This is a genomic window from Microtetraspora sp. NBRC 13810 (assembly GCF_030268685.1).
Taxonomy (GTDB): Bacteria; Actinomycetota; Actinomycetes; order Streptosporangiales; family Streptosporangiaceae; genus BSRQ01.
In genome coordinates, this window is record NZ_BSRQ01000020.1 from 159,423 (window position 1) to 178,949 (window position 19,527).

Sequence of the window (19,527 nt, forward strand, 5' to 3'; positions counted from 1 at the left end):
CGTCTCGCCGCGACGGGGCCGGCCGTCACCACCGGAGAGAGGGGGAGGTCATGTCGATCGACCTGACCGAGACTCGATCACCAAGGCGGTGCAGAGAACCTTCGACGGCTGCCGGGACGCGCGCACCCAGGAGTTGTTCGTCGCGCTGGTGCCATCTGCACGACTTCACCCGTGAGGTGCGGCTCACCGGCGGGGAATGGTTGACTTTCTTCCACTTGCCGCCGTCGTTCGGGAGTCGAGGCGGTGCCGAGGGGCCGGCGAGAGGCCGTCGTCGGCGACAGGGGCAAGCCGAGCGCACCACGCCCGCGTTCTCAGCCCAGACGGTCGGCCTGGTCGAGGAGATATCGCTGCTCGACCAGGTTGCCGGTCAGGGAAGCCGCCTCACGGTACAGACTTGCCGCGCCGGCCGCGTCGCCGGTCATCCGGAGCAGGTGCGCGCGCACCGCGCGTTCGCGTTGCCGGATCAGCGGGTCCCGGCCGAGCTGGAAGCGGCGGTTGAGATCGTCGAGCAGGGCCAGTCCTCGAACCGGCCCGTACGCCTTGGCCACGGCGACCACCCGGCTCAGCCGTACCGGCGGGATGGGGTTGAGCCGTTCGAGCCACAGGTAGAGCGCCGCGATCTGCGGCCAGTCGGTCTGTTGCGGCGAGGTCGCCGCGGCGTGCACGGCCGCGATCGCCGCCTGCAGCTGGTAAGGGCCGACCTCGCGGCGGTCCCAGACGCTGTCGATCAGCTCGGTGCCCTCGCGGATGAGGTCGCGGTCCCATCGCGTCCGGTCCTGCTCATCCAACGGCACCAGCTCGTCGTGGCCGCTGGTGCGGGCGGGACGACGGGCCTCGGTGAGCAGCATCAGCGCGAGCAGGCCGGTGACCTCGACGTCGGCGGGCACGGAGGCGTGGAGCATGCGGGTCAGCCGGATGGCCTCGCTGGTCAGGTCGACGCGGACGAGCCAGTCGCCGGTGGAGGCGGTGTAGCCCTCGTTGAAGATCAGGTAGAGCACCTGCATCGCGGCGGCCATCCGGCTGTCGCGGTCGGCGTCGGTCGGCGGGGTGAAGCGGGCGCCGGCGCGGGCCAGCCGCTGCTTGGCGCGGCTGATCCGGGTGCCCATGGTGTTCTCCGGGATTCCATGGGCATGCGCGATCTCGGCGGTCGTGAGGCCGCCCACGGCCCGCAGCGTGAGCGCCACCTGGGAGGCGGCGCTCAGTGCCGGGTGGCAGCAGAGCAGCAGCAGGGCGAGGCTGTCGTCGGTCTCCCGAGCGGCGCCTGGCCCCCGACCCGGTTCCCACATGGCCAGCTCGGCGACGCCGGCCTCCTGCTCACGCCGGCGCCGGGACTGGTCGGCGCGGAGCAGATCGACCATCCGCCGATAGCCGATGCGAATCAGCCAGCTGCGTGGGTTGTCCGGCACGCCGTCGGCCGGCCAGACGCGGCTCGCGGTGAGCAATGCCTCCTGTACGGCGTCCTCGGCGACGTCGAAGCGGCCGAAACGCCGTACCAGCGCGCCGAGCACCTGTGGCGCCTCGACGCGCAGCAGGTGCTCGATGTCGGCGTTCATGCTCGCGTGCGCCTTTCCCGCCGCCCAGCTGGCCGCCGGTTCGGCATGATCGGTCACCCCGTGAAGTCCTCGCCCATGATCGGCCGGATCTCGATCGGCTCACCCAGCACCTCGACGATCCGCGAGACGATCTCCACGGCTCGTTCCTGGCTGGCCACGTCGATGACGGCGAAGCTGGCCAGGACCTCCTTCAGTTCGGCGAACGGCCCGTCGGTCGCCACCACGCCGTCAGCGGTCCTGCGGACCGTGGTGGTGACCGCGGGGTGGCCGAGACCCTCGCTGCTGACGAACTCGCCGGTGGCGATCAGTTCCTGCTCGAACTTCTGGTAGGCGGCGAACGCCGCCAGCGCCTCCTCCGACGGGGTGTCAGCGGTCGCGGCGTCCCAGGCCGCGGCCGGGGTGTGGCTGAGCAGCAAGTACTTCATGGTGGACCCTCTTCCGGACGTTCGGGACAGCGTACGCGAAGTCAGGCGGAGCGGCGCAGGGACAGGGCCAGGACGGTCGTCCAGGTGAAGGCGACCAGCCCGTTGACGGCGATCTGGATGCTCATGTGATCGGGCGACATGGGCAGCAGCAGGACGAGCGCGGCGGCGCCGTTGCCGATGGCCGCCGGCACGGCCCGGCGGCGGGCGCATCGGACGGCCAGCACGATGGCGGCGATGGCCAGCGCGGTGAAGGAGACGGCGGCCGCGGCCGAGTGCGTGATGCTGTGCCAGGACATCTGAGCCACCGGCGTGTCGGGAGTTCCGGCGGGAAAGCCCTTTTCCGGATCCATGATGAACACGCCCGCGGCGATCATCCCGGCCCCGAAGATCCCGACGAGGATGGGCAGCGCCCGCCGGCCGATCCCCTCGGTGACGGTGCGCCTGACACCGCCCGCCAGTGCCAGGCCGCCGAGGCCGGCGAGCACGAACGTGGCGATCTGGATCCAGCCGAGGTCGCCGGTGGAGAGCTGGCTGATCGGATGGCGGGTGATGTCGAAGCCCTCGCGGGTGAGCATCTGGATGGTCGCCGAGGTGAAGAACACCGGCCCGGCCAGAGCGCCGGCGAGCAACAGGTGGCCGGTCGAGCGGCGGACGGCGGGGACGCCGGTGGTGTCCGGGGTGGTGGCTGCGGTGGTGGCCATGACTTCCTCCTTGAGGGGTGGGTTCCTGCCGCTACCTCGGAGCCGAATCTGGGCTCTCGACACGGCCGCGATGTGATCTGAAACACACCCGGATCGTGTCGAAGCTCGCAAGCGGGCTCCGAGGTACCTGCAAGCAGTCACCAAAGCGACAAGGAGAATGAGATGTCCGAGATGACGGAGACCTACCAGCCGAGCGCCGATGTGAAGGCCCTGGATCGCCTGGTCGGCACCTGGGCGGTCACCGGCGGCGCCGAGGGAACCGTGCGGTACGAGTGGATGCCCGGTGGCTTCTTCCTGCTCCAGCACGTCGAGCTCACCCAGTTCGGCCAGCCTGTCACCGGTCTGGAAGTGATCGGCAACCTGCGCCCGTTCGGCGAGCCGGCCGGCGCGGACGTGGTGTCGCGCTTCTACGACTCGACCGGAAACACCCTCGACTACGTGTACGAGCTGACCGGCGACAAGTTGACCATCTGGGGCGGCGCGAAGGGCAGCCCCGCCTACTACGAAGGCATGTTCAGCGCCGACGGCACCACCGTCACCGGCGCCTGGGTCTACCCCGGCGGAGGCGGCTACGAATCCACCATGACCCGGATCTGACCTCGGCTCACGTCGCCGATCCGACCGGCCGGGACGAACTGGGAGCGCCTGACCGGCGGTTCGGTGCCGGAGCACGGCATCGAACCGCCGGCCGGCGGCCAGGTGGAACGGAAAACTCAATCCATTAAGCCGCCATTTCGAAGGACGCCCTATCGAACCTCTCCTGCCCCTGGGGGAGAGGCTGCGGACGTGTCGAAGGAGAACGAGGTCAAGTCCTTCGCCGACGCCTGCGTGAACCGGCACGGGCGCATCGACATCGCCGTCAACAGCGCTCGATCGTGACGTGGTGCTGCTCGGTCAGCCGCTGGGCGATCAACGAGCGGTGGCAGGCGTCGAAGTCGCGTTCGACACAGCAACGCTGCGGTTCCGCTGCTCGGCAGCTCCGACACGATCGGCGTGCGGTCGGCGCGGTCGAGGATCTCGGTGGTGTAGCGGCGGGCGTACTCGGCGGCGAGTTCGCGGCGCGAGCGCTTGCCGACCCCTTGGCGGTCATCCTCGGCGTACTGGAGCTGGCGTAGCTCGGTGGTCGGGGCGAGCTCGGGGTGGTGCTCGCAGGCGATCCGGGCTCGGGCGAGGGCTGCCGACTACTCGTGCCGGTTCGATCGGCAGCGGGTCGCATCAAGCGACGGCGGTCCCCTCAAGCTCGACCATCAGGTCGGGGATCGCCAGTCGTGTCACCCCGAGCATCGTGGTGGACGGCGCCACCCCGGCGGCGCCCAACCGCGACGCCAGCACGCCGTAGTGCTCGAAGAGCCGATCGACGTCGGTGGTGTAGACGTTGAGCCGGACGAGGTTCGCGAGGGACATGCCGGCCTCGCCGAGCACGGCCTCCAGGTTGTCGAGGCTCAGCGCCAACTGCGCCGCCATGTCATCGGCATGCTGGGGCTTGCCGTCGTCGCTCATCGCGGTCTGCCCGGCGCAGTACAGGGTCCGGGTGTGCTCGGAGACGATCTCACCCTGGTTGTACCCCATCTCCACCGACCACGCCCACGGGTTGACCGCCGTTCGCTCCATTGCCACATCAGCTCCATTCGATTCGTCGACATCACGTACCGGCTCGGTAGCCGCCATCTGTTCGGTGATGTGGACAAGCCTCCCGGGAAATGACGACATCCTGTGTCGTATATCTCTGTAGAGTTTTCGTATGCGCGCCGACCGGTTGGTCTCGCTGGTGCTGCTGCTGCGGCAGCACGGCCGGCTGTCCGCGGCGGCGCTGGCCCGCGAGCTGGAGGTATCCACCCGCACCGTGCTGCGCGACATCGAGGCGCTGTCCGCAGCCGGCGTCCCGGTCTACGCCGAACGCGGCCGGCACGGCGGTTTCACGTTGTTGCCCGGTTTCCGGACCGAGCTCACCGGGCTGAACCACGACGAGGCCCTTGCCCTGCTGGTCGCCGGGTCGCGGCGCGGCGCGCAGGCATTCGGCCTCGGCTCGGCGCTCGCTTCGGCGATGCTCAAGGTGGTTGACGCGTTACCCGAAAGCTATCGGGACACCGCGGCGGGCGCGGCCGAGCGATTGCTCATCGACCCGGAGACCGACCTCCTCTCGCGCCGGCTGGTCGCTGAGGAGGTGCCTGACGCCATAGTCGCCGAGATCCTGCGTGCGGTGTTCGCCGGACACAAGCTGCGCATCCACTACGCGGCGGTGGACCAGGCCCCGCAGTGGCGCACGGTGGACCCGATCGGCCTGGTCACCGTACGCGACCGGGGCTACCTGCTGGCCACGAGGGCTGGCGCGGACCGCACCTACCGCCTGTCCCGGGTCTTGGCCGCCGAGAAACTCGCCGAACCCGCACAGCGACCAGACCGGGTCGATCTGGACCGGGCCTGGCAGGAGCGCAGCACGCGGTTTCGGACCGGCGGCGACCAAGTCTCCGTGCTGGTACGGGTGGACCCGGCGCGGCGGGAGGACCTGGTGGGCACCGCGCTGGCCGTCCACGCCGAAGAAGCCGACCCAGACGGCTGGCTGCGGCTGGAGGTGACCTTCCAAGATCCGAGACACGCCGAATGGGCACTGTGGCAACTCACCACGAACGCGGAAGCGCTGGCCCCGCAGTGGTTGCGCAACTCCCTGCGCGACCGCGCCGCCGCGATCGCCGCCCGCTACGCAGTGTCATCCTGAGAGTCGCCGCCTTCTGCGGGCAGGCCGCGTTCCTGCCGGCGTCGATCGAGAGGCGGCACCTGATCGGCATCGCCGGCGAACTGGATGCCGCGCTCGCCTACGTCACCACTCCGTACGGGCGCGGCAAGCCCCAAACCGAGATCAACCAACCCCACCCCGGTCTGTGTGATCGACGTATCACAGTCCATTTCCGGAGCAGGGTCGCTCAGCCGGTGCGGCGGGAGCGGGTCAGCACGAGCCCGCCCAGGACCATGGCGAGCAGCCCTACCACCAGGGCCACGTAGCCCCCGACTATCCCGTAGCCGGTGCCGGGGCCACCGTCGGCGGCGGCCACCACCAGCCCGCCGCCGACCGCGCCGGCCAGCCCCGCCACCAGGGCCACGATGGCTCCCCTTCTCCCGGTGCCGGTGCCGGTACGCCCGGCGGAGCGGGCCAGAGCCAGCCCGCCGATGACCACGCCGGCCAGCCCCACCAGCGCGGCCACCAAGGACCACGCACGCCCGGCGGTCAAGGCGTAAGCACTGGCGGGATCCGGCTGGACCAAGACATGCGCGGCCGCCGGTGTGGCGAGCACGACACCTCCGAGCACGACACCTCCGAGCAGGACGGCTGCGGCCACGGCAAGCACAGATCGGACTGACACGAGGGTGCTCCTTCTCCTCTGACGACTGGACGTCGCCCGATCATGTCCGCCGGACCCGCCGCCGGTCGTCCGGCGGAGGCAGACAATTCGCACCACCGCCGATGCCGTAGTCGGTTGCCACGGCCGCCGTAGGAGCCGCGAAGGTACTGCGTGTGCGGTAGGCGGCCGATCATCCTCGCGCAGGAGTCGCCCGCGCGCGCATCCGGCTAGGGTGCGCCCATGAGGACAGGACGGTTCACTGTCCGGGCGGGTGTCACAGACTGGGCGATCGCCGTCGGCGTGGCGGCGACGCTGCTGGTCACCGGACTGTCCGGACAGCACGCCACCACCAACCTCGACCTGCTCGGCTACGCGCTTCTGACGGCCGGCGGCCTGGGGCTGGCCGCGCGCCGCCGGGCTCCGGTTCCCGTCCTGGCCGTCACCGGACTGTGCGCGGTGGGGTACCAGGCGGCCGGTTTCGACGTGCCTGCCGTCGCGTACCTGTTCGCGGTGTACGCGGCCGTGCGGGCGGGACACCGCACCATCACGGTGGTGGCGAGCGTGACGATGCTGGCCGTTCTCCCCCTCGCGGCCCTGGTCTCGGGCCTGCACGACCCCGGCGAGGCGTTCGCGCAGGCCCGAGGCGCCCTTGAGCTGGCCTGGTTGATCGCCGCCGGCGCCGCGGGTGAGGCGTTGCGGCAGGCCGAGCGGCGGGCGGAGGAAGCCGAGCGGACCAGGGAGGAGACCGCGCGGCACCGCGCCGCCGAAGAGCGGCTGCACATCGCGCGGGAGTTGCACGATTCGCTCACCCACCAGATCTCGGTCATCAAGGTGCAGGCCGAAGTCGCGGTACACGTGGCCCGCAAACGGGGCGAACAGGTGCCGGAGGCGCTGCTGACGATCCGGGAGGCCGGTCGTGAGGCGGCCCGGGAACTGCGGGCCACCCTGGAGGCGTTGCGCGACGACGACACGATCCTGCCGCGTGGGCTCGACGACGTTGCGGAACTGGTGGAACGGGCTCGGACGACCGGCCTGGACGCGACGCTGACCATCGAAGGGCGACGACATGACGTGCCGGCCGCGGTGGACCGGACCGTCTACCGGATCGTTCAGGAGTCGCTCACCAACATCACCCGTCACGCCGCCGCCGAGACGGCGTCCGTCCTGATCGACTACCGTTCCGACGTCCTCGCGATACGCATCGACGACGACGGCGAAGCCGCACCGCACACCGTTCCTGCGCCCGGCGTCGGACTGCTCGGAATGCACGAACGCGTCACCGCCCTCGGCGGTCGCCTCCGGGCGGCACCGCGCGCCGGGGGCGGCTTCACCGTCCAGGCCGAGCTTCCCGTGGACCGGACGTCATGATCCGGGTCCTGCTGGTGGACGACCAGCCGCTCCTGCGCAGCGGATTCCGCGCACTCCTCGACCTCGAGGACGACATCGAGGTGGTGGCCGAGGCCGGCGACGGGAGGGAGGGCCTGGCTCTGGCCAGGGAGCACCGGCCCGATGTCGCGCTCATCGACATCCAGATGCCGGTCATCGACGGCATCGAGCTGACCCGGCGCATCGCCGCGGACCCGGCCCTGGCCGGGGTGCACGTCGTCATCCTGACCAACTACGGCCTGGACGAATACGTCTTCAACGCGCTGCGCGCCGGCGCGGCCGGATTCCTCGTCAAGGACATCGTGCCGGAAGACTTCCTGCACGCCGTACGCGTCGCCGCACGTGGCGACGCCCTGCTCGCACCGTCGATCACCCGCAAGCTCATCGACCGGTACGTCACCCAGCCGCCGCACACCGGCGCCGGCACGGGGCTGGAAGAGCTGACCACCCGGGAACGCGAGGCCGTCGCCCTGGTCGCGCACGGCCTGTCCAACAACCAGATCGCCGACCGTATGGTGATCAGCTCACTGACCGCGAAAACCCACATCAACCGGGCCATGGCCAAACTCCATGCCCGTGACCGCGCCCAACTCGTGGTCCTCGCCTACGAATCCGGCCTGGTAGCCCCGCGCAGCTCCTGACATCACCCCGTGGTACGGAAAGCCCAGACGCTCGCCGATCTGGCCGGCGGCTACCTAGGCGGCTACCTCGGCGCCCACCCCAGCCTCGCCTGCCGGCTCGAAGCGCGTACGTAATTCGGTGGACATCCAGTTCGTCGATGCCCTAGGTCTGCTTGCCAGAACGTGGACGCCACATCGACTTGCACGTGAGGGCAACCATGACCATCATCATGCGCCGCTACACAGGGCCCGCCGACCTGCGTGCGATGCAGGACCTGACACAAAGCCTGTGGTCGACCTCCAGCGCACACCACGTCGGTGACCTGGCCTGGGATCGGTTGCACACGACACAGCAGGCCGGCTGGCCCATCGCGCTCTGGGAATCCCAGGGCAAGGTGGTCGCCTGGGCCTGGGCCCAACTCCCCGACGGCCTACGGCTCGAAGTCGACCCGGCGCATTCTCCGTTGCTATCGGAGATCTTGAACTGGTTCGACCACCTGGCCGGTGACCGCCCCCGCGAGATCAACCCGTTGGACACCCAATCCGCCCTGCGCACCGCCCTGCTGCGGCACGGGTACGAGCCCCAGGACGAAGCCCCCTTCTTCGCCTACCACTCCCGCGACCTGACCGGCCTGCCCCAGCCGGTGCTGCCGGAGGGATTCACCGCACGCGCCGTGCGCGGCGAGGAGGATCTGGACAGGCGGGTCGCGGTCCACCGGGCAGCGTGGAACTCCACCCGCGCGACACTCGAGTCCTACCGCGATGTGATGGCCGCCTGGCCCTATCGGTCCGAACTGGACTGGGTCATCGAGGCCCCCGACGGCCGTTTCGCCGCCAACTGCTTGATCTGGCATGACGATCTCCACCGGGTCGGCCTCATCGAACCTGTCGGCACCCATCCCGGCTTCCGCCGCCTCGGCCTGGCCCGGGCCGTCTGCACCGCTGCCCTCCACGCGCTGGCCAAGGAAGGCGGCGAAACCGCCATCGTCTACCCCCGCGGCGACAACGCCTATCCCGTGCCGCAGATCCTCTACCGGAGCATGGGCTTCCGCCCCTACACCCGGACACGCACCTTTCGGAAGAACGGGGCGCTGTAAACCCGCGTGAGCTGACGTGGATCAGGACCGGGACGCCGCGGTGAGCTTCGCGACATCGGAGGCGTAGACGGTCATCCAGTGCGGATGCAGCCGGTAGTAGACCACCTCCTTGTCCCAGTCGAAGGAGTCGTCACCGTAGAAGTCTTTGAGGTAGGCGAGCAGGTCCGGCCAATCCGCGGCCGGTTCGCCGCCCCGAGGGTTGAGAATCTCGACCGTGCCGTGCGTGAACACGCCCAGGTCCTCACCGCGCATGTGCGCGGCGCTGACGGCAGACCGCGTGGCGAGATGGCGAGCCTTGGCAGCGCCGCGCGCCGTGCCGAAGTGCCACCTTCCGTGCAGGAAGTGCCCGTCCACACCGCTGATCCGCGGTTCGCCCTTGGCCGTCACGGTGGCCAGGGCGAGGGTGCACATACCGGTGAGGACCCGGACGAGCTGCTCGGCGGTCAGTGTGCGCTCGGCGTTGATGATCGAGCGGAGGTGCGAAGTGGAGCGGAGAGCGAGGCGTCAAGGAGAGCCTGGAGCTGCTTGAGATCTTCTGCCGTTTCGCGCATGGAGGTCCTTGTCTGTTCGTGGGACCCGGTCGACGCCGACCGGTGAAACCATGCTCGACCAGAAACCCGACATCGAGTGTCATGATTCTTCAGCCGTTTTGGCGTAGCCGGTGTACTGGTAGTCCGTGCCGTGACCGCCTGCCTGGTGCCGGAACCGGCGCCGGCGGATAGGTCAGGCGTCGTCGCCGAGGAGCCGAGGCAACTCCTCGGCCGCGACGTCGGCAAATGCCTGCGCGGCAAGGGAGAGCCGCCCCGTCCGCCACACCAGCCCCGCCCTCGACGGAGGGGCCCCGGCGATCGGCACGAACACCACGTCAGGATGCTGGTAGTAACGCAGGATCGACTCGACGCTCGGATACACCACCGTGCCCATGGCGACGTGCGTCAACGCCTCGCCGACCGTGTTCACCGTGACGATCCGTCGAATCGGCCGCCCGTCCGGCGCCCGCGGAGGGAAGAGTTCGTCGAGCACCTCCCTCGGCGCGGTCGGCACATCAAGCGTCGCATAGTCCGCGACATCGTTGTAGGTCACCGGCTCCCGTCCGGCGAGCGGATGGTCCTTCGCCACGATCAGAATCCGCTCCTCCACCGACAGGACCGGCCCCACCGTCAGCCCGGCGTCATCCGGCGCAGGTAGCCGGATCGCGAGCATGTCCAGCTCGGCCCTGTGCAGTAGCCCGTAGGGCTCGCTGTTGTAGGTGAGCTCCAAGAGGTGCACCGTGCACCGGGGATAGCGCTGCTCAAAGATCCGCACCAGGTCCAGCAGGTGCGGCCCTGCCGAGGACTGCAACACCACACCGACCCTGACCGTCCCCGCCGTGCCGGTCACCATGTTCCTGGTGTCCTCCAGCGCCGAGCGCAGCGCGCCGTATGCAGGTTCGAGCCGGTCGTGCAGGTGGGCGCCGAGCGCGGTCAGCTGCACCCGTCTGCTGCTGCGATCGAACAACTGGCCGCCGACGCGTCTCTCAAGGCTCCTGACCAGCTGGCTCACCCGTGACTGGGTCAGGTACATCCGCTCGGCTGCCCGGCCGAAGTGCAGTTCGGCCGCGACCATCAGGAACGCGCGGACCTCCTGCAAGTCGATGGTTTCCCACATGAATGAGTGAGCGTACCCTGGCGTTTCCCCCGGGGTGTGGACAGCCGTGTGTAGTGGGACAGGTGTGATGCGGCGATGTGCCGCGGTGAGCGGGTCGGCTCCTCACGGGCACATCGGTTCCGCGTTTGCCTTCAGGCTCTGGGAAGGGCGTCCACGACGACCTGGAAGCGGCGGGGATCGAAGTAGTCGTGATATTCGCTGATCAGGCCATCCTCGAAGCGAAAGACGGCGATGTTGTCGTTGGTGTACTCCACCCCTCCGACCAGGGTGGCCACGTTGCGGTATTCGACACAGACGGCATCGGAGTCGAACGCGGCGTAGATGCCGGTGACCTGGGCGTCGAAGGTCTCGAAGTTGGCGAACAGGGCCTGGAAGCCAGAGACGATGTCGTCCTTGCCGCGTATGGCCGACGCGAATCCGTCCGGCGGGTAGGGCACGGTGATCACCGCGTCCGGATGCCACAGGGTGCTCCATCCGGTCACGTCCTTGACGGACAGGAGTCGGAAGAATTCCCGCACGGTGGCGACGTGGTCGGGGCCCAACTGCCGGGTCGTCCGGCTCATATGATCGCTCCTCTTGGATTCATGGATGGAAATGCCGAGCTCGGGACGGTAATTCAGCGACGAGGGGCTCGAACGCCCAATCGGCCGCCAACGACGATCGTCCGTCACGTCCGGGCACCGCTGATCTTCGTTGCCGCCCATAGGGGAGCGCGGGCCATCGATAGACCGCAGTCTTCATCGGTGAGTCGGATCCCCCAACATCGATCGGTCCGGTCCGTAGTGGAGCGGCTCTGCCATCGTGGGGGAGGGGCCGACTGCCGATCAACGGGCGGTTCCTCATCGCAGCCAGTTGTACGGCTCATCGATCGGAGCGCGGCTCACCTGGATCAAGCGAGGCAACCATCTCCGGGGTCCATGCGGTGGTTAAGGGTAGAAGTCACCGGAGAAGGCAGGGTCGATGCGAGGTTGGGCGGACTACACCGCGTACGTCGAGGCGCGGTCGCCGAGGTTGTTACGCACCGCATACCTGTTCTGCGGAGATTGGGCCCAGGCCGAAGATCTGGTGCAGACGGCGCTGGCCAAGGTGTGGCGGGTCTGGCGGCGGATCAGTGACCAGCCCGATCCCTACGTCTACCGGGTGCTGGTGAGGACTTACGCCTCCTGGCGCCGGCGCCACTGGCACGGCGAGATCCCCACCGATTTCCCTCCGGAGGTCGCCGACCCCCGCGATGCCATGGACGCCGCCGTCGACCGGGCCGTGCTCTGGGCGGCCCTTGGACGACTGCCGGCCAGGCAACGGGCCGTCGTGGTGCTGCGGTACTTCGAGGATCTGTCGGAGCAGGCGGTTGCCGAGGCCATGAACTGCTCCGTCGGCACCGTGAAGAGCCAGACCAGCAAGGCATTGGCCAAGTTGCGCATCGACCCCGGCCTGACCGTCCACGTACCCGCCAGGGAGGACCTGTCATGACCATCCACGACCTGCACGACCTGCTCGACGAGCGGAGCAGCGGCGCGCCGGGCAACGCGCGCCGCATGGCCGAGATCCACCGCAGGATCCGCCGTTCCGCCCGCAGGCGGCTGGCGGCCGGCGCGCTGGCGGGCGCGGCCGTGCTCGTGGTCGCGGGCGGCCTTCTCCAGTGGCCGGGCGACGGGGTCACCCGGACGACTCCGCTGACCTCCGCGACCACCGGCAGGCCCGAGGCCCTCACCGAACCGCCGGAGGTGTTCGCCGGGATGGGACGCGTGGCATACGGCCGCTACAACCTGTCCGGCACGATCACACGACTCGACGTCACCCCCCAGGGACCCGACTCGGCGATCGTCGCCACCTGCCCCGCCGGGTTCGAACTTCTCCAGCGCACTCCTCTCGCCGGGACGCGCCTCACCCGCTGCGACACCCGCGGCGGGAAACCTGCGCCGGTGCCGGTGACGCCGCCGGGCGAGTTCCTGGAGAACGGCGGTCCCACGCGGCTGGAGGTGGCGATCCTGCCGGAGGGCGTGGCGGCGTCGGCATACGCGGCGATCGAGTTCGGCTCCACGTCCCCGCAGGCGGGCGTCGACCGTACGTCGATCAAGCTGGAGGCGCTGCTGGCGGGCCAGCCGCGGAAGCCCGCTGACTGGTCGGTGGCGGTATACAGCGGGACCTGCACCGACAGACGCTGGTGCGTACCCGTCCGGTAGCGTTTACTGGGCGGTCCGGCCGGCGATCAGACATGAAGGACGCAGGTCAAGGAATAGGAGAAGCTGACCGCTTCCCGTTCTGCGCCTCCATGGATCCGCCGGGTGTGTCACCCCGCTGCCTGCTGTATGGCGGGGGTTGGTTGCGCGGAATGGCTCAGTCCGTGGCGTCGGTGATGACGAGGAGCTTTCCGCGCACGTGGCTGTGCACGAGATCGGCATACGCTCGCGCAGCCTCTTCCAGCGGGTACCGCCGGCTGATGGTGGCCGGCAGGGAGCCGGCCATGGCCTGTGCTGCCGGCTCCTCCAGATCTCCAGGGCGCGCGGTGCTGTAGACGGTGCGGACCGTCAGGTCGGCGCGGTCGAACGCGGACGGCTCGGGGCTGGGAAAGGCGACGTTGAGCAGGTGGCCTCCTGGTCTGATGGCATCACTCGCCCTGACCAGGTTGGGGCCGGGCAGGGCGAGGTTGACCATGGCGTCGACGCCGTCGGGGTGGCGCCGCAGCGTCTCAGTGACCGTATCGACCGTCCGGTAGTCGATCACCTCAGCCGCGCCCAGGTCGCGGACGTAGTCGTCGTCCTCAGGGATGGCGGTGGCGATCACATGGACCTTGGCGGCGGCCAGCAACGGGACCACCGCGCCCCGACCCCGCCCGCGGCGCCGGTCACCAGCACCCGTTCACCCGCCTCGAACCGGCCCGCGCGCATCACGGCCTGCGCGGTCAGCCCGGGTATCGGCAGGCTGGCCGCGTGGTCGGCGGTCAAGCCGTCCGGGCGCCGGGTGATGGCGGGGGTGTCGGCCTCGAAGACCGCGAAGTCGGCCATGGCGCCGGTGGTCAAGGATGGCGGGGTGGACAGCATCGCGGCGATCGCCGGCGTCGCGCGCGGCAGCCCGACTCCGAACACCTCGTCACCCCGGGCGAACCGGGTCACGTCCGGGCCGACCCCGGTCACCGTGCCGGCGAAGTCGCTGCCCGGCACATGGGGAATCGAAGCCTCCTCATCGACGCGGCCTCCGCGGAACTGTCCGAGCATGGCCTCGACGTCTCCATCGCGCGGATCGCCGCGCGCGCCGGCGTCGCCAAGGGGACGGTCTTCAACCACTTCTCCAGCAAGGAGGAGCTCATCTCGGCGATCTTCTGCGACCAACTCGACACCCTCGCCGCGACCGGCGAAACCCTGCTGGAGCACACCGATCCGCGAGCCGCCCTGCTGCAGTTCATGAGCGCAGGCGCCGAACTCCAGGCCAACGATCGTGCATTCTGCGAGGCGGCAGCCGCGACCTCGCGCGCCCATCCCGCGATCAGGGCCGCCAGCGACCGGCTGGCACAGGTGGCCGAGGCGCTGACCGCACGCGCCCGGCAGGCCGGTGTCGTCCGGGCGGACGTCACCGGCCACGACATCGTGCTGCTGCTCAATGCCCCCACCCGGATCGCGGCACCGCTCGCCGGCGCACGATCCGACCTGTGGCGGCGCTACCTACACCTGATCTTCGACGCACTACGACCGGAAGCCGGACACGAGCTACCCGTTGCGGCACCGACGAATGCGGACTTCACCACAGCCGCCACTCGCTGACATCGTCCGCCCCGCAGGGCCGACCACGTCTTTGTCACGACATCAGTGGTCGGCACGTTGCTCGGAGAGGCTCAACAGCCGTGAGCGCGCCGGCTCAGGCGAAATCAGTCGGCGGGCTTGCCGAACCAGCGGGAGAGGTGGTCGTCCAGGTCCTGCTGATCGTCGCCGATCCAGGCGACGTGGCCGTCGGGGCGTAGCAGGACGCACGGAACATCCAGTACCGCAGTGGGATCCGCGAGGTAATCGACCCGGTCTGACCAGCGGCCGACGGACAGGCGTTCGGTGCGGTCCAGCAGCAGGCCGCGGCCGCGATGCAGCAGACCGTAGAGGTGGCCCTGTTTCACGTCGATGTCGCGCAGGCGGCGGCCGAGCAGGTCGGGGCCCTCGCCGAAGTCGTAGCGGATGCCGATCGCGGTGATCTTCTCGATCAGGTAGCGGTTCACCTCGTCGAAGTCCATCAGTTCGGTGAGCAGCCTGCGCACGGCCTGCGGGCCCGGTTCGGTGGACAGCAGCTCCATCTGGGCGCGGGTGTTGTCCAGCACGTCCTCGGCGACCGGGTGACGTTCGGCCTGGTAGGTGTCCAGCAATGTTTCCGGGGCCCAGCCGCGGATCTGTGCGGCCAGTTTCCAGCCGAGGTTGAACGCGTCCTGAACGCCCAGGTTGAGGCCCTGTCCGCCGATGGGTGGATGGACGTGTGCCGCATCGCCGGCCAGCAGCACCCGCCCGACCCGATAACGTTCGGCTAGCCGGGTGGCATCCCCGAAGCGGGACAACCAGCGCGGGGAGTGCACGCCGAAATCGGTTCCGGCGACGGCGCGCAACTGGTCTTTGAAATCCTCGAGAGAGGGCGGTGTCGCGCGGTCGCTGACTCCCGCAGCGGGGACTACGACGCTGTAGACCCCTTCGCCGAAGGGCCGGAGCCAGAATCGCCGATGGATCTGCCCGATCTCGGGCACCTTGGCGGCGATCTCCTCCTGCGGCACACCCACTTCCATCTCGCCCATCAGCGTCTCGGTCCGCGCGGGCTCGCCGGGGAAGCCGACGCCGAGCAGTTTACGCACCGTACTGCGCCCGCCGTCACAGCCGACGAGATAGCGCGAACGCAGCTGTTCCCCGTCGGCCAGCTCGACGGTCACACCTTCGTCGTCCTGCTCGAAACCGGTGACCGCGCAACCGCGCCGGACCTGCGCACCCAGTTCGACCGCATGTTCTCCGAGCAGGCGATTGACGACCGGCTGCGGGATGCCCAGCAAGTAGGCGTACGCGGAATCCAGGCCCGCGGGCGCGGGTTTGGGGATGGCGGCGAAGAAACCGCCGGCCGGGCGCTGTCTTCCGTGTTCGAGAATGCGATCCAGCAGTCCGCGCATTGCCATCAGCTCGAGACTGCGAATATGCAGACCGACTATGCGGACGAACGACACGGGCTCCGTTTCCTTCTCCAGAACGAGTACCCGCACGTCGTGCAACCGCAGTTCGGCGGCCAGCATCGCACCGGTCGGCCCGCACCCGGCTATGATCACGTCGAACATGAGGGGCGCGTGATCGGCGCCGGAGGCCGGCGACCAGAGCCCGGGGACGTCGCGCTCGACCACGTCGTTCGACGACGGCTCGGCGGTGCCCTGCAGAGAATGCATAGGTGTTGCCTTTCGGGAGTGCCTTTGGCGAGGCGCTCCCGGCGACACCTACGTCAATCGCCCGACCGTGACGGGAAGGGGGAGCACCCACATCGATACAGCGTTCATGGGTCTCACCTCCTCGGGCGGTGGCACGGTCAGCTGCAAGCTACAAGCCCGAGCATCACCCCGTCCATCCTTTTAAGCCCGACCGGCTCGCCGGTTCCCAGGCTGTCGTGCGGGGCGGGCGCCCACACCCCGACAACAGGTGCGGGCGGGATGCCCGGTGACCTGCTCGGTCGAGCCAACCCATATTCGTCGGTCGGGCCGATAATTTGGCGCCACGGCGAGAGGCGAGATGAGAGGAACGCCGTACGATCGGGCCTGGCCGAAAACCGCGGCCGAAACGTCACTCGGGAGACCCTGACGCATGAATACGCCACCATCGCCCCCTGGAGTCGAGCCGACTGACGGATCGGCCGTCCAGATCGGTGCTCTCGTTCCGCTGACTCGGCCTGGCTGGGTCGACGCGGGCCGACACCTGCTGGCTGGACTCGAACTGGCCGTTCACGAGGTCAATGACGCCGGGGGGATCGGCGGCAGACCACTCGAACTGGTGGTCCGAGACACCGCGGCTGATCCAGAGAAGGCCGCGGCGGCCGTGGACGAACTGGCTCGCCTGGGCGTGGCCGCCTTGGCGGGGGAGTATCACAGCGTCGTCGCCCGCGCCGCCGCCGCCAGAGCCGACGCTCTCGGCCTGCAGTTCCTCTGCTCGTCAGCGGTCCTCGACGCGCTCACCGAACAGCCGGCGGAATGGGTCGCGCGCCTCGCCCCGCCGCAGTCCCGCGGCTGGCAGATCTATGCGGACTTCCTCCTCGGCGCGGGCCACAGTCGAATCGCCGTAGCGGCCCAGCCGAGTGTCTACTGGGCATCTGGGGCCCGCATCCTGCGGGACCACCTCGCGCCACGCGGCGGCACCGTCATCGAACTCGACATGCGCGAGCTCACCCCCGCGGCCGTGTGCGACGAACTCGCCGACAATCGCGCGACAGCCCTCCTTCTGCTGGTCGGCCACCCGGAGCCGGCAGTGTCGATCGTCAAGTCTGTCCGCCGCGACCAGCGCCTCGCCGAGATCATGATCGGTGCTCCGGCCGGGCAACCGGAGTTCGCCGAATGGGCGACGTCGCTGGGCGACGACGGCGCCGCGATCCCGTTCCTGCGCTACCTGCCCGAGCGCCTCAGCCCACTCGGTACACGAGTCGAGACGGCTCTCCGTGAGCGGCTGGCCGAAGCGCCCTCCTTCGTCGCCTTCGAGGGCTACGACACGGTCGCCGTCCTCGCCGATGTGCTGCGTGCCCGCGGCGCGGACCGGGCGCGCATCGCCGAGTTCTGGCCGCGCGTCGCGGTCGAAGGGACCCGCGGGCGGATCCGGTTCTCCCGCACGCCGGGCGTCAGCGTCTGGCAGTGGGCTTGGGCGCCGATCCAGGTCGTTGATCGAGATCCGGCGGAACCCGATCGCTTCCGGATCCTGCACGCCGGCTGAGGGGTTGACGGTGCAGTGGAGCCGGTGATGAAGGCAGGGGCGGCGGACCAGCAAAGGTGTCCGAGGAGAGGTGCGACCTTAAGAAAATCAAGATCCACATCTTGAAAATTGAACCTTGCTTGCCGTATAACTTAGATATGGCAGAGCAGGCGATGGATTGGCAGGAACTCACGAACCTGACCCGGGGCCGGCCGTTCCTCGTCGAGCGGGTGCGCCTGGCAGACAGCGGCGTCGCGATCGAGGGCGAGTTCGAGCTGCCGCAACTGGCTCAGCTCAACGTCGAGGATCAGGTCTTCGTCACGGCGTTCGTGCGGTGCCACGGCTCCATCAAGCAGATGGAACGGATCTTCGGGGTGAGCTACCCGACGATCAAATCACGGCTCAACCGGATCACGCAGATGCTCGACTTCGTCGAGACCGATCCGGCGCCGCCGGCGGCCGACATCATCGATCGGTTGCGCCGCGGCGAGATCACGGCACAGCAGGCCTTGTCCGAACTGGAGGGGCCGACGTGATGCCGCAGTTGCTGACCGTACGGGTCAAACGCCCGGACCGTCGTCCCATCCGGGTCTGGGTCCCGCTACTCCCGGCAGTGCTCGTGCTCTCACCGGTCGTGGTCCTGGCCGTACTGGCAGCCGTCGTGGCCTGCCAGGTGTTCCGCATCGATGTGGTGCGGGCGCTCGGCACCGGCTGGCGCATCGTCTCCGCGCTGCCCGGCACCCGGTTCGACCTCGAATACAGCCGTACGGCTGTGCTCGTAGCCATCCGATAGGAGAGGTTCGCGATGAACGAACAGCGCAAGGACATCCTCGGCATGCTGGCCGAGGGCAAGATCACCGCAGAGGAGGCTGAACAGCTCATCGCCGCGCTCGAACGGGACCAGTCGCCGCCGGCGTCGAGTATCGGTACCCGGCCGAAGGGCAGGGCGAAGTACCTGCGGTTGATGGTGGACACCATTGACGAGAACGGCGAGCCGGGGCGGATCAACGTGCGGGTGCCGCTGCAACTGCTGCGGGCCGGCGTACAGCTGACGGCCCTGATCCCGCCGCAGGCACTGACGGCGGCCAACGCCAAACTGGACAAGTCGGGCGTGCCGTTCGACCTCACGCAGCTCAAGCCCGAACACCTCGAGGCGCTCGTGGACCACCTCGACGAACTCACCATGGAGGTCGACCAGCCCGATGCCCAGGTGCGTGTCTTCTGCGAGTAGGCGCCGTCCAGGACGGGCCCCCGAGAGGGTGCTGGAACACCCTCCCGAGGCCGCGCCCGCTACAGCAGAGCACGGTTGAACTGCCAATCTGAAGTCTAGCCACCCAGCAGCGCGCCGCCGCCGCACACGCCCGCCGCTCTCGATCGTGCCGGCCGACGGGATGCGCCGGGTCGGCCACCGGGGCCCTTCGAGATGGCCCTGCGCCGACTGTCCCGCTGATCTACGCGGCGCGTCAACTGCCCCGAGGTGACTTCCACCCGGGCTCGCGCCGACCCGTGACCGATTCTGTACGGCCGGCCCGCGTACGGCTACGAGATCACGGCGCGGGCTCAGGGCTGCTTCGCGCCAGGGGACGCGGACAGTCCTGCTGATGCTGGATGATCTCGCCGGTCTCTCCGAGCGGAACGCGGCGAACGGAACTCCGAACCGCGAAGTCGTCGGCGAAGACCCTGTGGGGTTCGCCGAGGCGTTTCTTCGCGACTACCCGGCTGGTCAGTGGCGGAAACGGCTGACCAACGCCATCAATCGCGTCGCGGGCGACAAGCCGTGACGAACAGAGAACGGATATCTGAATGACAGCCAATAAGGCTCAAGGGCCTGTGATCCAGGTGCAGGGCCTGGAGAAGTCGTACAAGG

General features: G+C 69.1%; 24 protein-coding genes. 13 read left to right on the forward strand and 11 right to left on the reverse strand.

The features are described 5' to 3' along the window. Positions 1-311 precede the first annotated feature (311 nt). From QSK26_RS32140 to QSK26_RS32150, 3 genes are read right to left on the reverse strand one after another with little or no spacing between them, the layout of a single operon-like run. Complete coding sequence (locus QSK26_RS32140) at positions 312-1,610, reverse strand: RNA polymerase sigma factor (RefSeq protein WP_502888768.1); 1,299 nt, start codon at positions 1,608-1,610, stop codon at positions 312-314. Next, positions 1,607-1,978, reverse strand: a complete 372-nt coding sequence (locus tag QSK26_RS32145; RefSeq protein WP_285779059.1) for a YciI family protein — start codon at positions 1,976-1,978, stop codon at positions 1,607-1,609. The genes QSK26_RS32140 and QSK26_RS32145 overlap by 4 nt, the downstream gene beginning before the upstream one ends. 41 nt (positions 1,979-2,019) lie before the next feature. Beyond that, positions 2,020-2,679: a DUF998 domain-containing protein gene (locus QSK26_RS32150; RefSeq protein ID WP_285779060.1), complete on the reverse strand. Its 660-nt coding sequence runs from the start codon at positions 2,677-2,679 to the stop codon at positions 2,020-2,022. 162 nt (positions 2,680-2,841) lie between these two features. Between QSK26_RS32150 and QSK26_RS32155 the strand changes: the two genes are divergently transcribed. Then, positions 2,842-3,276, forward strand: coding sequence for a hypothetical protein (locus QSK26_RS32155; protein ID WP_285779061.1), 435 nt, complete (start codon positions 2,842-2,844; stop codon positions 3,274-3,276). Between the two features lie 618 nt (positions 3,277-3,894). Here QSK26_RS32155 and QSK26_RS32160 read toward each other — a convergent pair. Beyond that, on the reverse strand, positions 3,895-4,290 hold the full coding sequence (locus QSK26_RS32160) for a RidA family protein (RefSeq protein ID WP_285779086.1): 396 nt from the start codon (positions 4,288-4,290) through the stop codon (positions 3,895-3,897). Between the two features lie 130 nt (positions 4,291-4,420). Here QSK26_RS32160 and QSK26_RS32165 point away from each other — a divergent pair, with 130 nt between their 5' ends. Then, positions 4,421-5,395, forward strand: a complete 975-nt coding sequence (locus QSK26_RS32165; protein ID WP_285779062.1) for a helix-turn-helix transcriptional regulator — start codon at positions 4,421-4,423, stop codon at positions 5,393-5,395. A gap of 205 nt (positions 5,396-5,600) precedes the next feature. Here QSK26_RS32165 and QSK26_RS32170 read toward each other — a convergent pair whose 3' ends face one another. Then, positions 5,601-6,038, reverse strand: a complete 438-nt coding sequence (locus QSK26_RS32170) for a DUF6223 family protein (RefSeq protein WP_285779063.1) — start codon at positions 6,036-6,038, stop codon at positions 5,601-5,603. Between the two features lie 219 nt (positions 6,039-6,257). On the opposite strand from QSK26_RS32170, the gene QSK26_RS32175 reads away from it, so the two are divergent. From QSK26_RS32175 to QSK26_RS32185, 3 genes are all read left to right on the forward strand, one after another. Continuing rightward, positions 6,258-7,385, forward strand: a complete 1,128-nt coding sequence (locus QSK26_RS32175; protein WP_285779064.1) for a sensor histidine kinase — start codon at positions 6,258-6,260, stop codon at positions 7,383-7,385. After that, positions 7,382-8,044: a response regulator gene (locus QSK26_RS32180; RefSeq protein ID WP_285779065.1), complete on the forward strand. Its 663-nt coding sequence runs from the start codon at positions 7,382-7,384 to the stop codon at positions 8,042-8,044. Before QSK26_RS32175 ends, QSK26_RS32180 begins: the two co-directional genes overlap by 4 nt. Before the next feature lie 197 nt (positions 8,045-8,241). Continuing rightward, on the forward strand, positions 8,242-9,120 hold the full coding sequence (locus QSK26_RS32185) for a GNAT family N-acetyltransferase (RefSeq protein WP_285779066.1): 879 nt from the start codon (positions 8,242-8,244) through the stop codon (positions 9,118-9,120). A gap of 21 nt (positions 9,121-9,141) precedes the next feature. On the opposite strand, the gene QSK26_RS32190 is transcribed toward QSK26_RS32185, so the two are convergent. From QSK26_RS32190 to QSK26_RS32200, 3 genes are all read right to left on the reverse strand, one after another. After that, positions 9,142-9,531 (reverse strand): pyridoxamine 5'-phosphate oxidase family protein, encoded by a 390-nt coding sequence (locus QSK26_RS32190; protein ID WP_285779067.1) that lies wholly within the window; start codon positions 9,529-9,531, stop codon positions 9,142-9,144. Between the two features lie 312 nt (positions 9,532-9,843). Continuing rightward, entirely contained in the window at positions 9,844-10,767 is a 924-nt protein-coding gene (locus QSK26_RS32195) for a LysR family transcriptional regulator (protein WP_285779068.1), read from the reverse strand. A gap of 131 nt (positions 10,768-10,898) precedes the next feature. Further along, complete coding sequence (locus QSK26_RS32200) at positions 10,899-11,330, reverse strand: nuclear transport factor 2 family protein (RefSeq protein WP_285779069.1); 432 nt, start codon at positions 11,328-11,330, stop codon at positions 10,899-10,901. A 397-nt stretch (positions 11,331-11,727) separates the two neighbouring features. On the opposite strand from QSK26_RS32200, the gene QSK26_RS32205 reads away from it, so the two are divergent. After that, positions 11,728-12,237 carry a SigE family RNA polymerase sigma factor gene (locus QSK26_RS32205; RefSeq protein WP_285779070.1) on the forward strand — a complete coding sequence of 170 codons (510 nt, stop codon included), beginning with the start codon at positions 11,728-11,730 and terminating at the stop codon, positions 12,235-12,237. Continuing rightward, positions 12,234-12,950 carry a hypothetical protein gene (locus QSK26_RS32210; protein ID WP_285779071.1) on the forward strand — a complete coding sequence of 239 codons (717 nt, stop codon included), beginning with the start codon at positions 12,234-12,236 and terminating at the stop codon, positions 12,948-12,950. Before QSK26_RS32205 ends, QSK26_RS32210 begins: the two co-directional genes overlap by 4 nt. A 154-nt stretch (positions 12,951-13,104) precedes the next feature. On the opposite strand, the gene QSK26_RS32215 is transcribed toward QSK26_RS32210, so the two are convergent. Together QSK26_RS32215 and QSK26_RS32220 are read right to left on the reverse strand one after the other, a co-directional pair. After that, entirely contained in the window at positions 13,105-13,584 is a 480-nt protein-coding gene (locus QSK26_RS32215) for a zinc-binding dehydrogenase (protein WP_285779072.1), read from the reverse strand. Then, positions 13,548-13,928, reverse strand: a complete 381-nt coding sequence (locus tag QSK26_RS32220; protein WP_285779073.1) for an alcohol dehydrogenase catalytic domain-containing protein — start codon at positions 13,926-13,928, stop codon at positions 13,548-13,550. Before QSK26_RS32220 ends, QSK26_RS32215 begins: the two co-directional genes overlap by 37 nt. On the opposite strand from QSK26_RS32220, the gene QSK26_RS32225 reads away from it, so the two are divergent. Next, complete coding sequence (locus tag QSK26_RS32225; RefSeq protein ID WP_285779074.1) at positions 13,929-14,525, forward strand: TetR/AcrR family transcriptional regulator; 597 nt, start codon at positions 13,929-13,931, stop codon at positions 14,523-14,525. A gap of 104 nt (positions 14,526-14,629) precedes the next feature. Here the strand turns inward: QSK26_RS32225 and rox are convergent, their stop codons facing one another. After that, positions 14,630-16,054, reverse strand: coding sequence for a rifampin monooxygenase (gene rox, locus QSK26_RS32230; protein WP_285779087.1), 1,425 nt, complete (start codon positions 16,052-16,054; stop codon positions 14,630-14,632). Positions 16,055-16,568: 514 nt separating this feature from the next. On the opposite strand from rox, the gene QSK26_RS32235 reads away from it, so the two are divergent. From QSK26_RS32235 to QSK26_RS32255, 5 genes are all read left to right on the forward strand, one after another. Beyond that, the gene (locus tag QSK26_RS32235; RefSeq protein WP_285779075.1) at positions 16,569-17,681 is read left to right on the forward strand and encodes an ABC transporter substrate-binding protein; all 1,113 of its coding nucleotides are present in this window, start codon (positions 16,569-16,571) and stop codon (positions 17,679-17,681) included. 137 nt (positions 17,682-17,818) lie between these two features. Continuing rightward, on the forward strand, positions 17,819-18,196 hold the full coding sequence (locus QSK26_RS32240; protein WP_285779076.1) for a DUF2089 domain-containing protein: 378 nt from the start codon (positions 17,819-17,821) through the stop codon (positions 18,194-18,196). Next, positions 18,196-18,453 carry a hypothetical protein gene (locus QSK26_RS32245; RefSeq protein ID WP_285779077.1) on the forward strand — a complete coding sequence of 86 codons (258 nt, stop codon included), beginning with the start codon at positions 18,196-18,198 and terminating at the stop codon, positions 18,451-18,453. The genes QSK26_RS32240 and QSK26_RS32245 overlap by 1 nt, the downstream gene beginning before the upstream one ends. A 12-nt stretch (positions 18,454-18,465) precedes the next feature. Then, entirely contained in the window at positions 18,466-18,891 is a 426-nt protein-coding gene (locus QSK26_RS32250; protein ID WP_285779078.1) for an SHOCT-like domain-containing protein, read from the forward strand. Between the two features lie 370 nt (positions 18,892-19,261). Beyond that, positions 19,262-19,441: a hypothetical protein gene (locus QSK26_RS32255; protein WP_285779079.1), complete on the forward strand. Its 180-nt coding sequence runs from the start codon at positions 19,262-19,264 to the stop codon at positions 19,439-19,441. Positions 19,442-19,527: the final 86 nt, after the last annotated feature.

Coding starts and splice junctions, on each gene's coding strand:
- QSK26_RS32145 (WP_285779059.1), bottom strand. CDS start 1,978: ATGAAGTACTTGCTGCTCAGCCACACCCCGGCCGCGGCCTGGGACGCC.
- QSK26_RS32150 (WP_285779060.1), bottom strand. CDS start 2,679: ATGGCCACCACCGCAGCCACCACCCCGGACACCACCGGCGTCCCCGCC.
- QSK26_RS32155 (WP_285779061.1), top strand. CDS start 2,842: ATGTCCGAGATGACGGAGACCTACCAGCCGAGCGCCGATGTGAAGGCC.
- QSK26_RS32160 (WP_285779086.1), bottom strand. CDS start 4,290: ATGGAGCGAACGGCGGTCAACCCGTGGGCGTGGTCGGTGGAGATGGGG.
- QSK26_RS32165 (WP_285779062.1), top strand. CDS start 4,421: ATGCGCGCCGACCGGTTGGTCTCGCTGGTGCTGCTGCTGCGGCAGCAC.
- QSK26_RS32175 (WP_285779064.1), top strand. CDS start 6,258: ATGAGGACAGGACGGTTCACTGTCCGGGCGGGTGTCACAGACTGGGCG.
- QSK26_RS32180 (WP_285779065.1), top strand. CDS start 7,382: ATGATCCGGGTCCTGCTGGTGGACGACCAGCCGCTCCTGCGCAGCGGA.
- QSK26_RS32185 (WP_285779066.1), top strand. CDS start 8,242: ATGACCATCATCATGCGCCGCTACACAGGGCCCGCCGACCTGCGTGCG.
- QSK26_RS32190 (WP_285779067.1), bottom strand. CDS start 9,531: ATGTGCACCCTCGCCCTGGCCACCGTGACGGCCAAGGGCGAACCGCGG.
- QSK26_RS32195 (WP_285779068.1), bottom strand. CDS start 10,767: ATGTGGGAAACCATCGACTTGCAGGAGGTCCGCGCGTTCCTGATGGTC.
- QSK26_RS32200 (WP_285779069.1), bottom strand. CDS start 11,330: ATGAGCCGGACGACCCGGCAGTTGGGCCCCGACCACGTCGCCACCGTG.
- QSK26_RS32205 (WP_285779070.1), top strand. CDS start 11,728: ATGCGAGGTTGGGCGGACTACACCGCGTACGTCGAGGCGCGGTCGCCG.
- QSK26_RS32210 (WP_285779071.1), top strand. CDS start 12,234: ATGACCATCCACGACCTGCACGACCTGCTCGACGAGCGGAGCAGCGGC.
- QSK26_RS32225 (WP_285779074.1), top strand. CDS start 13,929: ATGGGGAATCGAAGCCTCCTCATCGACGCGGCCTCCGCGGAACTGTCC.
- rox (WP_285779087.1), bottom strand. CDS start 16,054: ATGTTCGACGTGATCATAGCCGGGTGCGGGCCGACCGGTGCGATGCTG.
- QSK26_RS32235 (WP_285779075.1), top strand. CDS start 16,569: ATGAATACGCCACCATCGCCCCCTGGAGTCGAGCCGACTGACGGATCG.
- QSK26_RS32240 (WP_285779076.1), top strand. CDS start 17,819: ATGGCAGAGCAGGCGATGGATTGGCAGGAACTCACGAACCTGACCCGG.
- QSK26_RS32245 (WP_285779077.1), top strand. CDS start 18,196: ATGCCGCAGTTGCTGACCGTACGGGTCAAACGCCCGGACCGTCGTCCC.
- QSK26_RS32250 (WP_285779078.1), top strand. CDS start 18,466: ATGAACGAACAGCGCAAGGACATCCTCGGCATGCTGGCCGAGGGCAAG.
- QSK26_RS32255 (WP_285779079.1), top strand. CDS start 19,262: ATGCTGGATGATCTCGCCGGTCTCTCCGAGCGGAACGCGGCGAACGGA.